This is a genomic window from Dyella sp. OK004, assembly GCF_900114495.1.
GTDB lineage: Bacteria > Pseudomonadota > Gammaproteobacteria > Xanthomonadales > Rhodanobacteraceae > Dyella_D.
Genome location: NZ_FOZI01000002.1, coordinates 1,208,053 through 1,223,413, shown reverse-complemented (window position 1 = coordinate 1,223,413; position 15,361 = coordinate 1,208,053). Strand labels below are relative to the sequence as shown.

Annotated in this window: 12 protein-coding genes; 6 read left to right on the top strand and 6 right to left on the bottom strand. The window is 61.3% G+C overall.

The annotated features are described in order from the left end of the window. Positions 1–5: 5 nt before the first annotated feature. A complete protein-coding gene (locus tag BM338_RS12055; protein WP_090451099.1) occupies positions 6–782 on the bottom strand; it encodes a ferredoxin--NADP reductase in 777 nt (258 codons plus the stop codon). 512 nt (positions 783–1,294) lie between these two features. Between BM338_RS12055 and BM338_RS12050 the strand changes: the two genes are divergently transcribed. The 4 genes from BM338_RS12050 to BM338_RS12035 all read left to right on the top strand — a co-directional run bounded on the left by BM338_RS12050 (position 1,295) and on the right by BM338_RS12035 (position 7,130). Next, entirely contained in the window at positions 1,295–1,942 is a 648-nt protein-coding gene (locus BM338_RS12050; protein ID WP_177229309.1) for a response regulator, read from the top strand. 152 nt (positions 1,943–2,094) lie between these two features. After that, positions 2,095–2,322, top strand: coding sequence for a hypothetical protein (locus BM338_RS12045; protein WP_090451097.1), 228 nt, complete (start codon positions 2,095–2,097; stop codon positions 2,320–2,322). 225 nt (positions 2,323–2,547) lie between these two features. After that, positions 2,548–6,396: a transporter substrate-binding domain-containing protein gene (locus BM338_RS12040; RefSeq protein ID WP_177229308.1), complete on the top strand. Its 3,849-nt coding sequence runs from the start codon at positions 2,548–2,550 to the stop codon at positions 6,394–6,396. Between the two features lie 68 nt (positions 6,397–6,464). Then, the gene (locus BM338_RS12035; RefSeq protein ID WP_090451095.1) at positions 6,465–7,130 is read left to right on the top strand and encodes a TMEM175 family protein; all 666 of its coding nucleotides are present in this window, start codon (positions 6,465–6,467) and stop codon (positions 7,128–7,130) included. A gap of 16 nt (positions 7,131–7,146) precedes the next feature. Here BM338_RS12035 and BM338_RS12030 read toward each other — a convergent pair whose 3' ends face one another. From BM338_RS12030 to BM338_RS12010, 5 genes are all read right to left on the bottom strand, one after another. Next, positions 7,147–10,239, bottom strand: a complete 3,093-nt coding sequence (locus tag BM338_RS12030) for an error-prone DNA polymerase (RefSeq protein ID WP_090451094.1) — start codon at positions 10,237–10,239, stop codon at positions 7,147–7,149. Further along, positions 10,236–11,648, bottom strand: a complete 1,413-nt coding sequence (locus BM338_RS12025; protein WP_090451093.1) for a Y-family DNA polymerase — start codon at positions 11,646–11,648, stop codon at positions 10,236–10,238. The genes BM338_RS12030 and BM338_RS12025 overlap by 4 nt, the downstream gene beginning before the upstream one ends. A gap of 11 nt (positions 11,649–11,659) precedes the next feature. Beyond that, complete coding sequence (imuA, locus tag BM338_RS12020; RefSeq protein ID WP_090451092.1) at positions 11,660–12,286, bottom strand: translesion DNA synthesis-associated protein ImuA; 627 nt, start codon at positions 12,284–12,286, stop codon at positions 11,660–11,662. Between the two features lie 6 nt (positions 12,287–12,292). Continuing rightward, complete coding sequence (umuD, locus tag BM338_RS12015) at positions 12,293–12,862, bottom strand: LexA family protein (protein WP_090451091.1); 570 nt, start codon at positions 12,860–12,862, stop codon at positions 12,293–12,295. A 426-nt stretch (positions 12,863–13,288) separates the two neighbouring features. Then, complete coding sequence (locus BM338_RS12010) at positions 13,289–13,837, bottom strand: PadR family transcriptional regulator (RefSeq protein ID WP_090451090.1); 549 nt, start codon at positions 13,835–13,837, stop codon at positions 13,289–13,291. Between the two features lie 75 nt (positions 13,838–13,912). Here BM338_RS12010 and BM338_RS12005 point away from each other — a divergent pair, with 75 nt between their 5' ends. Then, positions 13,913–14,338 carry a DUF6194 family protein gene (locus BM338_RS12005; RefSeq protein WP_090451089.1) on the top strand — a complete coding sequence of 142 codons (426 nt, stop codon included), beginning with the start codon at positions 13,913–13,915 and terminating at the stop codon, positions 14,336–14,338. Continuing rightward, positions 14,335–15,357 (top strand): phage portal protein, encoded by a 1,023-nt coding sequence (locus BM338_RS12000; protein WP_255367282.1) that lies wholly within the window; start codon positions 14,335–14,337, stop codon positions 15,355–15,357. Before BM338_RS12005 ends, BM338_RS12000 begins: the two co-directional genes overlap by 4 nt. Positions 15,358–15,361 lie beyond the last annotated feature (4 nt).

Below are 15,361 nucleotides of genomic sequence, written 5' to 3'. Positions count from 1 at the left end.
CGCGCTTATTTTTCGACGAAGGCGCGTTCGATCACGTAGTGGCCTGGTTCGCGCGTGCGCGGCGAAGCGTGGAAGCCACGGCCGTCGAGCAGGGCGCAAATGTCGTCGAGCATGGCAGGGCTGCCACACAGCATCACGCGATCGGTGTCCGGATTCAGGGGCGGCAAACCAATGGTTTCGCTCATCAAGCCATCGGCGATGGCGTCGGTGATACGGCCGCGATTGCGGAAGGGCTCGCGGGTGACGCTGGGGTAGTAGATCAGCTTCTCGCGCACCATCTCGCCGAGATACTCATGCTGGGGTAGTTCGCGCTCCAGATAGTCGGCGTAGGCCAGGTCGTTGATGTGGCGCACGCCGTGAGCCAGCACGATCTTGTCAAAACGCTCGTAGGTTTCCGGGTCGCGGATGATGCTCATGAACGGTGCCAGGCCGGTGCCGGTGCCAAGCAGGTACAGGTGCTTGCCGGGCTTGAGGTCGTTAAGCACCAGGGTGCCGGTAGGTTTGCGGCTGACGATCACCGGATCGCCAGGCTTGAGGTGCTGCAGGCGCGAGGTGAGCGGCCCGTTGGCCACCTTGATGCTGAAGAACTCCAGGTGTTCTTCCCAGTTTGCGCTGGCGATCGAGTACGCGCGCATCAGCGGGCGGCCCTCCACCTCCAAGCCGATCATCACGAAATGGCCGCTGTCGAAGCGAAAGCCAGGGTCGCGCGTCGTGCGGAAGCTGAAAAGGGTGTCGTTCCAGTGGTGCACGTCGATTACGTGCTCCGTCGCCAAAGCCACCATGCCGGTTACCGTCTCAAAAGATTCAGAGTTCGCTGCAAGGCAGAGAGACCAGCGAGAGGCCAGTCATCAGACTCGTGTGGGTAGGCGGCGTACCGCTGCCTGACGAGTGCTGCCCGAAAGCGCAGCTGCAGGCGCTCATTATGCCATCGCCGGGCGGTTTCGGCCCTGCGTCGGATCGAGGCAATGCGCTGCAAACCTGTGTGGTCCATCTGGATGCCAATGTGGTGAAAAAGCAGGTGCATTAAAGCGCCCGCTTTCTCGTTCAGCCGATAACGAAGAGTGTTCCTGTAGATTCCGGGCGCCAATGCTTTTTGATTTGCCAGTTACGTCTCTGTTTTTCAATATGGATTTTGCTAGCCATGGAAAATAAGAATAATCTCTGTGATTATGACTACATCCGGGTCCCGCAAGGCACTGGACGGTCGCCAGCTGAGCCGGTGACATGGGATGAGACTTACGCGCCGTATGGCGTGAGTGTTTCACACAAGGGCTTGCACATAGCGGAGGTCGGCTTGCAGATTCGAGTCATCGTTGCGGACGACCATCCTGTAGTGCTGGCAGGCGTACAAGCCGTGCTGGAGCGGTCGCCCGATACCGACATCAAGGTAGTCGGCGAAGCGCGTAACGGCGAAGAGTTGATCGAGTTGCTGAAGCGCTGCCCCTGTGACGTGATTATCACGGACTTCACCATGCCTGGTGGGCGATATGGTGACGGCTTGCAGTTGATATCCAAGTTGTCGTCGCTCTACCCGAATGTCCCAGTGATCTTGCAAACCATGGTGAACAACGTGGGCTTGCTGCGCGATGCCGTGAAAGGTGGCGCGCTAGGTCTGGCGGACAAGCGCTCACCCATGACCGAACTGGTGCAGGCGGTGCGTACGGTGGCGGCCAAGAAGGCCTTCATCAGCGCCTCGCTGCGCGAACGCTTCGAGGAGTCCGAGCTGGTCAAGCCGACTGAAAGTGGCGTCGAGCTCTCGCCGAAAGAACTGGAAGTGTTCCGTCTATACGTAGGTGGCCTCACCGTGACCAAGATTGCGGAGAAGCTCAATCGAAGCGTAAAGACAGTGAGTACCCAGAAGCGCCAGGCGATGCAGAAGCTGGGGCTAGAGCATGACCGCGAGATGGTGATCTATGCACGCGAGCATGGTTTTCTCGAGTGAAATGCATGGGTGCTGATTTATCTCAGTTATTTTTTTGCTGAACTCGCATTTGATATTTAAGAACCGTCTTATTTTCGCCTTTTGGATTAATGGCTAAGGTTTTCCCCTACGGAGAGCGGCGTATCGCTCTCAGCTTTAGGGAGTGAAAGCCGATGGTTACTTACGTCGAATACCACGTCACTCATGGTGAAAGCGACGGCTGGTCCGTCTTCCGGAATGACGAGCAAATTGGCCATCGTGGCGACCTGTTCGAAGCGGTGGCCTTTGCAACGCACTTCGCAGAGCGCGAGGCCGCGTTGCCGGACTGCATGACCCGCGTTGCCGTGCAAACCAACGGCGATGCCCGGCGTGTCGGCTTGTGGTCGGCCTGGCGCGGTTGAGTCTGCGCGCTGATACCGGGCGTACTCTGTGATACCCGCCTGACGGGTGTTAACGTCGCCCTGCGGAAGCCGGAGCCATAGTGCTCTGTAGCCGAAGCCTCAGGCTCGCAACGGAAGGCGCGGGGGGATCATCTCGAACGACGGTGAAACCGGGTGTCCCCCTGCTGGCCCCAACTCACGACGGATACGTTCTGAATGGCCTGGTTGCGGTGCTGTCTCCTCACAATGCTTTTCTGCCTCGCCGCGCTGGCGCGGGCCGAGGAGGTGTCCCTGACGCCGGCCGAGGAAAGCTGGCTGCATGCACACCCGGTGATCACCGTAGGAGTCTCCGCAGACGGATTCCCACCTTTTGAGGCGGTGATATCCGGTCAGGCGCAGGGGTTGGCACCGGACTATCTTGCCGAGATCACGCGCCCTCTTGGTCTTCGGGTGAACTACCGGGTGTTTCCGAGCTGGAACGAACTGCTCAACGCGGCGCATGACGGGAACGTCGATTTGCTCATGAATGTTTCGGCGACGCCGGAGCGGATGGCGTATCTGCAGTTCAGTCATCCATATTTCGAAGACCTACCCGCGCTAGTGACCCGGATAGGCAATGACCGTCTGCGGGATTCGTCCGACCTTCGCAATGCGACCTTGGTTTCGCTAACGGGCGATGCCATGGGTGAGGCGGCGCGAAAGTACATCTCTGGCGTCAAACTCGTCCAGGTGGCGAGTATCCGGGAGGCATTGCAGCTGGTCGCCGCCGGAAGAGCCGACGCTTATATCGTTGATCCCTATACCGGGCACGCGGCTATCGCCGCAGCGGGGTTGCAGCGCCAGCTGCATGTAGGACAGCGCGTGGCATTGCCCATTTCCTCGCTGGCGTTTGCCGCGCCTCGCGATCGCGCAGTTTTGGTCGATTTACTGGATAGAGAGCTTACGAAACTGACGACAGAGGATCATGCGCGGTTGAGAGCGAGTTGGCTCAATAGCGACCTCGGTCAGTCGCATGGTAATGAATCACCGGTGCCGCTCAACGAAGAGGAGCGCGCATGGCTGCAGAAATTGCCCTCGCTGCGAGTCGCGATGGACCCGACTTCGCCGCCCTATACGCTGCTCGACCGCAACGGACAGCCGGCCGGCATCGCCAGCGACTATCTGCGAGAAGTAGCCAAAGCGCTCCACCTCCGCCTGACCTACGTGCCGGCGAAGGACTGGGCCGACGCCATGCGGTTAATGGCGGAGGGCAAGGTCGACCTGCTGCCGGCGGTGTCGCCGTTTAGTCAGGAGAGCGCGAGGCTGATGGATTTCAGCGTTGCCTATCTCGACTACCCAGTCATGATCGTGACCCGTAGTGACGCTGGCCCGATGACAGGAGCGCACGACCTCGATGGTACGCGTGTGGCGGCCAACGTCTCCAAACAGTCGATCAAGGTGGTCACCGACCGGATGCACAAGGCAACGGTGTTGCCGGTGGCCACCACCGATCAAGGCCTGGCCATGGTGGCTGATGGCACAGCAGACGCCTTTGTCGGCGATCTGGCGAACGCCGACTACCTCATCCGGGAACACTTTGCCGGGCGCCTGAAGATCAGTGCGCCGACAGACGATCATGTGGTGCTGGCGATGGGAGTCGCTCAGAGGTACGCGCCGCTGGTGCCATTGATCAATCGCGTGCTGATGGACATGCCGGATCGCAAGCAGCAGTCCATTCGCAATACCTGGCTGGCATCGCGCTATACCTACGGTGGATCGTGGAGGGAAATCGCGCGCAAGACCCTGCCAGTGATAGCGGTGGTGCTGTTGTTTCTGGTTACGGTGTCCTACGCGTACATCCGCTTACGCCGCGAGACCCGCCAGCGTCAACGCAGCGAGCAGCAGCTGACCGATATCACGCGCAATTTGCCGGCAGTGGTCTACAAGTTCCGTTATACGCCAGACAAGACGGTGCAATTCTTGTTCGTAGGGGGGAATCCAGAGCCCATCTTCGGCGTTGCGGCCCAGACTTTCATCGATGACGAGCCCGTCGCCTTTGCGACCATCGTGGAGGAAGATCGCGAGCTATTGATGGACGAGGTGGAGCGGGCTGCCCGCACGATGACGCCCATGCAGGTCACCATGCGTGTGCGCGCGAATGGTGTGCAACGGTGGGTAGCTACCACGGCCACACCAGGCAAGGCCGATGGCGTTGTTTATTTTAGCGGCTACTGGGTGGATGTGACCGAGCAACATCTCCAGGCCATGCAACTAGCGACCGCGAAAGAAGAGGCCGAATCCGCCACGCAGGTTAAGACAGAATTCCTCGCCACGATGAGTCATGAGATCCGCACGCCGATGAGCGGTGTGATCGGCATGCTCGAATTGCTGGGGCATACTTCGTTGACAGAAGAACAGCGACAGATGCTCGGCACGGTGGAGACATCCGCTACGGCGTTGCTGCAGATCCTGGACGACGTATTGGACTTCTCAAAAATGGAGGCCGGCCGTCTCAGTATCGAATACGTGCCGGTAGATGTGCGCGATCTCATCGACAGCACTGTCAGCGTGCTGGCCGCGCAGGCGCACCGCAAAGGGCTTTCGCTTGCCATCGACATCGATACGCGCCTTGCCGCGGAAGTGAGCGCAGAGAACGTGCGGCTACGGCAGGTGATGCTCAATCTGCTCAGTAACGCGATTAAGTTCACTGTGCTTGGTTCCGTGAACGTGCGGGTCGTGGTGCTGGAGGAAACCGACGATATACAGCGCGTGCGGCTGAGCGTGATCGATACCGGCATCGGTATGTCCTCAGATCAAGCCGAGCGGTTGTTCGCGCCCTTCACTCAGGCGGAGTCTTCCACTACCCGCCGCTATGGCGGCACTGGGCTTGGCCTGTATATCTGTCGCCGCCTGGTTGAGCTGATGGGCGGCAGCATCACGCTGGAGAGCAAGGAAAACAGAGGCACGAGCATGCACGTGGAGTTGCCGATGCTAATCCATCGCCGCAGCCTGCCTCATTACTCATTGCGTGGCCGCGCGGCGCGGGTGCAGCTGGAAGATGCCACGGTGGCTCATGCGCTGGAGCAAAACCTGCTGGCGCTTGGCATGTCATTGGAAGCGATCGACGGCGATGCGGATCTGCTCTTTGTCGATGACGAATTTGGTCGTGCGCGCCCGAACGAGGCAAGCGCATGTATCGCGGTGACCGCTATTCCCGAGCCGCACGGATACGCCAGCGGCGCATCGGGCATCACCATCACCAGTAATCCGCTCAAATGGTCGACCTTCGCCATTGCCTGCCAACGCGCACTGGGGCTGGAGGGTGATGGCGAAGAACTGGTAGGCGCGCAGCGAGCATCGCCGCAGGAGCGTCATGTGCTGGTGGCGGAAGACAATCCCATCAATCAGACGTTGATCGCCGCGCAGCTGGAAAAACTCGGTTACTCCAGTGACGTGGCCGGCAATGGTATGGAGGCGCTGGCGGCCCTGGACCGTCGCGACTACGCCATGCTGATCACGGACTGTCATATGCCGCTTATGGATGGTTATGAACTGGCCCGCGCCGTGCGCCGCCGTGAAACCACCAGTGGAGAGCATCTGTACATCCTGGCTATGACCGCCAATGCGATGCCTGGCGAGCTGGAGCATTGCACGAGCGCTGGCATGGACGATTTTCTGCCCAAGCCGGTGCGCATCGCGGAGCTTGGCGCCAAGCTCGGGCGTGTGTTCGCAGACGTCGCGTCGACGCCCGATTCCAGTGATGACTCCGCGTTCGCCGTCGACCTGGATCTGTTGCGCGAGAGCTTCGGGGATGATCAAGTGATCCAGTCCCTGATCGTGCGGTTCGTGCGTACCACGCGGATCGACCTGGCGACACTTGATTCCTTGATCGCCGAACGCCGCCCCGCCGATGTGGCCCATTGGGTGCATCGTCTGCTTGGCGGCCTGCAAGTATTCGGCAGCACGCCGCTGACGGGTGAAGGCGAGGTGCTGGAGCACGCACTGAAGTCCGAAGAGCGCTACGAAGCCCTGTCCACCGCGGTGATCTTCAGGCGGCGCGTGGAGGCCTACATCGATCATCTCGAGGCAACTGCCCGGTCGCTGCCTGCGGCGTGAATCGGGGGCGGCTGCGCAAGCCGGCCTAACTACGGCATCATGCCGCCACTCAACGATAGGGGGTAGGCATGGGTGGTCGTGTGCACGAGCCGGTCGAGGACCGGCATGTCGGTCAGCGTCATCTCGACCGACTGATCATGTTGTCCGATGGCGTGTTCGCCATTGCCATCACGTTGTCGGCGATCGAGATCAAGCCGGAATCCAGCGCTGGGCTTTCGTTGTGGCAGGCCTGGTCGAAGCCGCTACTTCTGTATTTCCTGAGTTTCCTATTGATTGGCGTGATCTGGGCCAACCATCGGCGCATCGTGGCGCATTTGCGTGATATCGATGCGGTCGGCACGGCGATCAATATGGTGCTGCTGAGCCTGGTGGCATTGATGCCAGTGGTGATCCGGTTCTCCTTCGAGGACACCTCGCAACAGGAGGCTTTCGCCATCTATGCGGTGGCCATCGCAGCTACCTTCACTTGCATGCTGGCGTTCTGGGTCTATGCGGCATTCATCGCCAAACTGGCGCCGGATCTGGACCATGCCACGGCACGTGAGTGGTTGGTGCAGATGATCCTGGCGCCGCTGGTCATGCTAGCGGCGGTGCTCTATGAAGCGAAGGCCAGGAACGGCGCACTGGCGATCACCCTGGCCGGGGTACTGCTGTTGATAGCGTCGCGCTGGTTCATACGCAGGCACAAAGACGGTGCGATATCCGACGAAGGTGGTGCGGATCCTCGCGATTGACGACGGAGTGATTGTCTCAATGGAAGTCTCGCGAACGGGCGTCCAACTGGCCGAGCAAGTCGCTCATGTCCAGCAATCGGTGCGCAACGAGGTGGCTGACGCCATCGACGTTTTCCCAGTGGCCTTCCACGCCCATTAGCCGGGCTTCGAGGTAGGGGCGTCGCTGGCGCTCGGCCAGCTGGCGGCGGACGATCACATTGATGTTGCCGTGCTCGTCTTCCAGCGTGATGAAGGTGATGCCGCTGGCGGTCTGTGGTTGCTGGCGCTGGGTCACCAGGCCGGCGGTGCGCACTCGCGTTTGGTGTGACTGGTGGCTCAGCTCCCTGGAGTCCTTGTAGCGGTCCGCGCGCAGACGTGCCCGCAACAGCCGCACGGGATGCGGCCCCAGGCTGAGTCCTGTTCGCGCGTAATCGGCGTGCAGGTTCTCCGCCACCGACGGTGGCGGCAGCACGATGGTCTGCTCATCCGGGCTGGTGCGACCGAACAACGGCAGTTGCGGTTCCACACCAGTCACGGCCCATTTCGCACGGTGCCGGTGCCCAGCCAATCCACGCAACGCACTAGTGTCGGCGAGCAGATCTTGGTGGCGGCGATCGAGACTGGCTCGCGTACAAAGATCGACGATGTCGAGGAAAGCTTGTCGCTCTCGGGCCTGCGAGATGCGTTGCGCAGCCTGTTCGTTGAAACCGCGTACCTGGCGAAAACCGAGGCGGATGGCCAGGGTGCTGTCACGAACGTCGCGTTCGAGTGTGCAGTCCCAATCGCTGTGTCGTACGTCGACAGGCAACACCTGTACATGATGGCGCTGTGCGTCCTGCACGATCTGGCTGGCGCTATAGAAGCCCATCGGCTGGGAGTTCAGTAGTGCGCAGGCGAAAGCGGCGGGATGGCGGCATTTCAGCCAGGCACTCGCATAGGCGATTTTGGCGAAACCGGCCGCATGGCTTTCGGGAAAGCCGTAGCTGCCGAATCCCTTGATTTGCTCGAAGATCTGCGCGGCGAAGGCTTCGCTGTAATTATTCTCCTTCATGCCGTTGAAGAGTCGGTCGCGGTGCTTTTCCATGCCGCCGTGGCGTTTCCATGCGGCCATGGCGCGGCGAAGCTCGTCGGCCTGCTGGCCGGTATAGCCGGCAGCCACCATGGCGATGCGCATGACTTGCTCCTGGAACAACGGAACCCCCAGCGTCCGTTCGAGAACTTCCCTGAGCGCTTCGGAGGGATAGGTAACGTCTTCTTCCTTCCGCCGTCGGCGCAAGTAGGGATGCACCATGTCGCCCTGAATGGGACCGGGGCGGACAATGGCGACTTGGATCACCAGGTCGTAGAAATTCTTAGGCCTCAAACGCGGCAGCATGGACATCTGCGCGCGGCTCTCGATCTGGAAGACGCCGATGGTGTCGGCCTTCTGGATCATCTTGTAGGTTTCGTTGTCGTTGAGTGGAATGGATGCCAATGTATGCGACACATTTTCGTGCTGCTTCATGAGATCGAAGCATTTGCGCACGCAGGTAAGCATCCCCAATGCCAGACAATCAACTTTGAGCAGATTCATCCGGTCCAGGTCGTCCTTGTCCCATTGGATGATGGTGCGGTCCGGCATGGCCGCGTTCTCCACCGGCACCAGCTGCGACAGCGGAGCGTCGGAGATGACAAAGCCGCCGACGTGCTGAGACAGATGGCGCGGAAAGCCGCGTAGTTCTTCGGCCAGGATCAATACACGCTGTAATAGTGGGCTGTCGAAATCGAGTCCGGCTTCTTGCAGATGGTGGCGAAGCGAACCACCGTTGCGCCAGGCGAACACGCTACTCAGGGCGGATACCTGGTCGGGTGACAGACCTAATGCCTTGCCCACGTCGCGCGCGGCGCTGCGGCCGCGATAACTGATCACGGTGGCGGCCAGCGCGGTGCGCTCGCGGCCGTATTTGCGATAGATGTACTGGATGACTTCCTCACGCCGCTCGTGTTCGAAATCGATGTCGATGTCGGGCGGTTCTGGACGGTTGTACTTGTGGTCCTTGCGGCTTGCCGACATGAAGCGCTCGGTCAGCAAGGTCGCCTCGTCGGGGCTGACGCTGGTCACGCCGAGCGCGTAGCACACCACCGAGTTGGCGGCCGACCCGCGCCCCTGGCAAAAGATGTTCTGGCGGCGCGCAAAGCAGACGATGTCCTCCACTGTAAGAAAATAGTGCTCATACTCCAGCTCACCGATCAGCGTGAGTTCCTTCTCGATCGTTTCGCGATTCTCAGGGCTGATGCCGTCCGGCCATCGCCGCTGGATGCCCTCCTCGGTGAGTTGCCGCAGCCATGATGTGGCGCTATGTCCTTCCGGTACCAACTCTGCTGGATAGCGGTAATGCAACTGGTCCATGGTGAAGCGGCATCGCTCGGCTATACGCGCCGTTTCCTCCAGCAGATGCACCGGATAGATCTCCGCCAGTACTTCGCGCGCACGCAGATGCCGCTCGCCATTCTTGAATAGCACGACACCGGCCTGTGCCACGGTGAGGCCGTGGCGGATCGCGGTGAGCGTGTCCTGAAGGGCACGTCGGCCACGTACGTGCATGTGCACGTCGCCGGCGGCGACGGCGGGCATACCCAGGTCGGCAGCGAGCCGTTCAAGTTGGCGCAGGCGCGCTGCGTCGTCGGGACCTCTATGCAGTTCGATCGCCAGCCACACGCGACCGGCAAAACGCTCGCCCAGCCAGTGGCCGTCGCTGGCGTCCGGCTCAGCATCCGGCAGCCATAGGGCCAGTGTGCCGGGCAGACCGTTGGCGAGGCTTGCGCGGGTCAAGTGGTACGTACCCTTGGCTGAAGCGCGGCGCCCTTGCGTAATGAGCCCGCACAGTGCGGCGTAGCCCTCACGCGATTCGCACAGCAGGACGAAACGCAAGCCATCGTCCAGCTTGAACTCTGCACCGACGATCAGGTCGAGCTTTGTTTCCAGAGAAGCCTCATAAGCACGCACGATGCCGGCGAGCGAACACTCGTCGGTGATCGCCAGTGCCGAGTAGCCACAGGCCTTGGCGCGCTGGAACAATTCCATCGCGCTGGAAGCGCCGCGCTGGAACGAGAAATTCGATAGGCAATGCAGCTCGGCATAAGCGTTCATGCGAACCACCCATGCAGCATCCAGGGGCCGCGTTCACCCGGTGCGCAGAACACCCAGGCGCGTTGGCCTTGCGCGGTTTCCACCACGTAGTAATCACGACGCATGTCGCCGCCGTCCCACCAGCCGGTTTCCAGTCGCTCGGGGCCGGCAACGATGCGTGGTGCAAGGCCGCGCAAGGGCATCGGTGTGTCGAGCAGCCAGGTGGGGCGGGGCAGGGAGGCCGGTTGGCCGATCACGACATCATCGCGGGCTGCGCTCTGCGCATGCTCAGGGCGCGGATCGGTGGTGGCATGCAAGGTTTGGATGGCGCGATCACCCAGGCGCGCACGCAAACGTTCGCGCAATTGGCCAAGTGGCAGGGCGTTCGCCGGACGGGTATCGAACAGATCGCGACCGGCCGGTACGAAGGGTGGCAGCTCGTGCGCGACCAGCCGCATAGCAATCACCGGCTGCGGCAATTCGGTGCGCTCCATGCGGCTGCGCGTGTGTTCGAACAGCATGGTGGGATCGCGCTCGGGCGCGAGCAAGCCGATGGAGACATCGGTGGATGTGCCATCACGATGCACCAGCCGGATCATGAAGCGCTGCACGCCGCCATCGCGGCCGGCAAGGCAGGCGGCAAGGTCGCCGGTGAGGCGGCGTAGCGGAAACACCAGGGCCTCGACCTGCTCGATCTCGTGCGTCCATTCCATCGCCAGTTCGAGACGGTCCGGCGGACGGTAATAACGGAGTACCTCCTGCGCGGTGCCGATGAGGTAGTCGAGATGCTCGATCAGTGCCTCGCCAAAGCGACGACGTAATCCATCGCGTGGCGCATGCAGCAGCTGCCCAAGTGTGCGCAATCCCATCGCAGCCAGGTTGTCGGCAGCCTCGTCAGGAAGTCGCGCCTTGCCGACGGGAATGGGCGACAGTGCGCCGCGCAGCAGCTCGGGCGACATCACCGCCATACCGTCATGCGTGCCTGCTAGCACATAGGCTGCACGAGCCGTAGGCGCGAGCGCGATGCGATGGCGAAAACCGAGCTGGCTCAGGTCGTCGCGCAGCAGAGCTTCGAAGCGCGGCCAGGGGCCGAACAGACCCAGGCTACGGCTCACCTCCAGCACGATGGCGTGTGGCCACAGCACTACCTCGGCGCTGTAACGGTAGGCCCAAGCCGCGAGTAGGCGGTGCCAACGTTCGGTGGTGGCCGGATCGTGCTCCACCGCTTCGAAGCGGGAGAGCAAGGCTTGCGCGACTGCAAGGCGTTGCCCGGGACGCAAGCCGGCCGCTCGCGCAGGCCGGTTCGCGGCCAGGATGCTGCGCGACTGTGCACTGCCGGTCACCAGCACCAACGGCTCGTCCGACGACGGGCGCCGGCGCAGGACGCCGTCCAAAGCAAGGTGCGGAAGCAGAACGCAGGCCCAGAGCATCGCGGTATGCCTCACCAGCCATCGGCGGGAAAAGGAATGGGCAGCGCCGGCGGCTGACTGCCGCGGCATTTGCGCACGCGGATCTGTCGAACAGGTTCGGTCTCCAGCTCCAGCCGCAGCGCCGCAGGCGAGGCCTGCACGGCATGGCGGCGATCGCGGAACACGAAGCCGAGCGCGCGGCCGTTGTCGGCGGCAACCTGCAAGCGGCGCAGCGCGCGATCGTCGGCATGCAGCGGCCAGCTCAGGACAGCGGCATAACTGCCCGAGCGCAGGCACTGCTCGCTGGCCCACAAGGCGTCGCGCGGATCGCCCGCACACACGATGTCGATGTGCGTCATGGCCACACCACTATTTTCCCAGCCGGCGACGCAAGGCACATAGGGCGGTGCGATGACGGCAATCGCGCGTTGTTGCTTGCTCAGGCGTGCGAGGGTGGGCAGGACCAGTTGCAATTCACCCACGCCGTCGGCGGGCAGTAGGATTTCGCTCAGCGATGCTTTCGGCCAACCGCTGGCTGGAAGCGCAGCATCCAGCGCGGGCCAGCCTGTCGTCTCGCCACCGGAGGGCTGGGGAACCGCACGCCCCTGCCAGATCTGGCGGCCTGTGATGAGCGATTGGAGAGCAACGACCTGACCCATGGCGGCTCAGCGCAGATTGCGCAGGCAGCGCGTGACCACGCCCCACAATTCCAGCGTTTCGCCTTCCTTGAATACGATAGGTTTGAAGTGCGCGTTTTCCGGCAACAGCGCGACCTTGCCTTCCACCTTGCCCAGCCGCTTGATCGACAGTTCGCCGTTGACCAGCGCTACCACGATGTCGCCCTGTTTTGGCTTCAGCGCGCGATCGACCAACACCTCGTCGCCGTCGAAGATGCCCGCGCCGACCATCGACCAGCCCGAGACACGAATGATGTAAGTGCTGGGCTCATGCCCCGCAATGACCAGATACCGGTTGAGATCGACCACATCTTCCACCGTATCGTCGGCCGGACTGGGCAGGCCCGCCGGCACCCGACTGGTGAACGCGGTCAGCGCCACCGTCGAGGGCATCAACGAAAGCGGGCGCGGCACGTCCAATGTGGTGATTTGCCGGTATGCCTCCAGATAGGCCAGCACAGCGGGCACCTGGCTTTCCGGCACGCGCAGGCGCTGGGTCGGCTCGCTGGCGGGGCGGCCGGCGCCGGGTCGGGCACCGCCGTGGGAGGGAGGAGACATGGCCGCCATCTTGATTGTAGGGATGGTAATCAAGATACCACCGTGGCGGTCTCAGTGGCTGAGATATGCCCTGCCATAGGTGCGCATGCCGGCAGCCGTTAAAATGCCGCATGACTTCCGCTTTGAATCCCGACGATTTTCGCGTCAGCGTGGCCCTCATGATGGACTGGGCCAGCGAAGGCATATAAGCCTTATAAGGCAGCGGGTTAGGGCTTTCGGTCTCCCTCGCGTTGCACCATCGTTGCCCCGGAGGTCTGGCCTCGGAGCGGCCTGGCTTGCTGCGTTCAGGGCGACTCGACAAGCTCGGAGTGTGCGCTTCCGACCCAAGGCGGACCTTTTGAGGACTGGTAAGCGGAACTGAGAGGGGGATGGGAAAGCCATCAGGCCAAGAGGGCGCGTTCATATGCGTCGCCCGAGTGCGTCGACTCAATGAAAGGTATCCAGCGTGCCGCGAATTTCTTCCAGTGACGTAGCCGTCGTCGCCAAATTTGTGCGCCAAAGAGCGAGGAGGTCCTTGGTGCGGGGGGGCTTGGGGCTGGGCCGGACCGACGAGGCGATAAGCGCCAAACGGTCCGCGTTGTCCTTCAGGCATTCGATGGTTTGAGAAATCAGGGAAGTGGCTTCAGCTTTCGGTAGGCAGCCGATAAATGCGATACCAGCGCTCAACTCGATTAAGTCGAAGCTTGCAAGCGCCTGTCGAAGCTGGTCATGAAACTCTACTTCTCCAGCCCTGCTTATCGCGAAGGTCAGTTTTCCTGGGCCTCGATTACCTGGTTCGGGTGCGCCACTTTCTAGCAGCCCCTCTTTAGTGAGCTGCTGCAGCGCGTGATAGATGGAACCCGAATGCAGCCGGGTCCAGGTTTGCACCTGCCACTCGTCCAACGTCTGCCGAATGGCGTAGCCATGGCAACGCCCGAGTTCGCGGATCACTCCCAGCACCAGCAATCTAACGACGTTCATCACTTCAACCTTCATTTTTGTCTACAGGCTAGACAAATTTGGTCACCCAATCTACATTGGTAGTCAAATTTGACTACCAAGGAGGCCATTATGGAAATGGCGCTTAACGACATCCGTGACTGGATTCAAACAGCACTGCAAGACGTTGAGGTTGATGACAGCACGGCCGACCTGTACTTCTTTACAGGCAATGACGCGAAGTTTCCTTTCGCGACAATCGTGACTCATGACGATGATCACGATAGTTCATCGCAATTGAACCGCGAGGGCATATACCGTCTGAACTTTCCGACAGACAAGGAGACCTTTCAGAGTCTCTTTCCCGGAATCCGAGGCAAGGCAGATCTACAGAAAGCGAGCTTCAACCATCAAGCCTCTGACGCGTTTTTCCCTCATCCGATCTATGGCGCGATGCGATGGGTGAGCGTGGTAAATCCAGATTTCGTCTGGCCGGAGTGCAAGACGCTATTGGCTCGAGCCCGCGAGATTCGAGAGCTTCGGCCAACTAGCTGGTGACGTCTCTCCGCCTTGAGCACAAGCGAGCGATCCTGCGCGAGACGACACGGCCGACGGATGCCGCCGAGGCGGGGCGGATTCATGCGTTCACCTTCGGTGACCCCGAGCCGATCGACCGTGCATCGTTGCTGGATTACGTCCAAGTGTGGAACAACGGCCGCTGGTACGAGCCGCCGGTGAACCTCAACGGCCTGGCCAACATGCTGCGTGTTGCGCCACACCACGCATCGGCCATCTACGTGAAACGCAATCTGCTGGTGTCGTCCTTTGAGGCGTCGCCTTACCTCTCCGTGGGCGAGTTCGAGGCCTTCGCCACCGACTACCTGACGTTCGGCCATGCCTACCTTGAGCAGACCAAGGCACTGTCGGGAAACCTGTTGTCGTTGAAGCGTTCGCCGGCGATGTTCACCCGCCCGGGCGTGAAAGAGGGACAGTGCTGGTTCGTACCGCTGAGCGGGCAGGCGTTCGAGTTCACGCGACCGGTGATCCAGCTCAAGGCCACGGACGTGAGTCAGGAGGTGTACGGCGTCCCCGAATATCTGAGCGCGCTACACGCGGCCCAGCTCAACAAGTCGGCGACGCTATTCCGGCGCAAGTACTACGACAACGGATCGCACGCCGGATTCATTCTCTACATGACCGACACCGCGCAGCAGGCTTCGGACGTCGACAACCTGCGCAAGGCGCTGCGCGACGCGAAAGGACCGGGTAACTTCCGCAACCTCTTCATGTATGCGCCCAACGGCAAGAAAGACGGCGTGCAGGTGATCCCCATCAGCGAAGTGGCCGCCAAGGACGACTTCGCCGCGATCAAGAACACCAGCCGTGACGACATTCTCGCGGCGCACCGCGTGCCACCACAGTTGCTTGGCATGATTCCGACCAACGCTGGCGGCTTCGGCGATGTGGGAAAGGCGAGGGACGTGTTCAGGGAGAACGAGATCGATCCGCTGATCGTTCGGATGCTTGGCTTGAATGACGGATTGGGTGCTAGGGTCTTCGGCTTCAAGACCACCTAGTAAC

Coding starts and splice junctions, on each gene's coding strand:
- BM338_RS12055 (WP_090451099.1), bottom strand. CDS start 782: ATGGTGGCTTTGGCGACGGAGCACGTAATCGACGTGCACCACTGGAAC.
- BM338_RS12045 (WP_090451097.1), top strand. CDS start 2,095: ATGGTTACTTACGTCGAATACCACGTCACTCATGGTGAAAGCGACGGC.
- BM338_RS12040 (WP_177229308.1), top strand. CDS start 2,548: ATGCTTTTCTGCCTCGCCGCGCTGGCGCGGGCCGAGGAGGTGTCCCTG.
- BM338_RS12035 (WP_090451095.1), top strand. CDS start 6,465: ATGGGTGGTCGTGTGCACGAGCCGGTCGAGGACCGGCATGTCGGTCAG.
- BM338_RS12030 (WP_090451094.1), bottom strand. CDS start 10,239: ATGAACGCTTATGCCGAGCTGCATTGCCTATCGAATTTCTCGTTCCAG.
- BM338_RS12025 (WP_090451093.1), bottom strand. CDS start 11,648: ATGCTCTGGGCCTGCGTTCTGCTTCCGCACCTTGCTTTGGACGGCGTC.
- imuA (WP_090451092.1), bottom strand. CDS start 12,286: ATGGGTCAGGTCGTTGCTCTCCAATCGCTCATCACAGGCCGCCAGATC.
- umuD (WP_090451091.1), bottom strand. CDS start 12,862: ATGTCTCCTCCCTCCCACGGCGGTGCCCGACCCGGCGCCGGCCGCCCC.
- BM338_RS12010 (WP_090451090.1), bottom strand. CDS start 13,837: ATGAAGGTTGAAGTGATGAACGTCGTTAGATTGCTGGTGCTGGGAGTG.
- BM338_RS12005 (WP_090451089.1), top strand. CDS start 13,913: ATGGAAATGGCGCTTAACGACATCCGTGACTGGATTCAAACAGCACTG.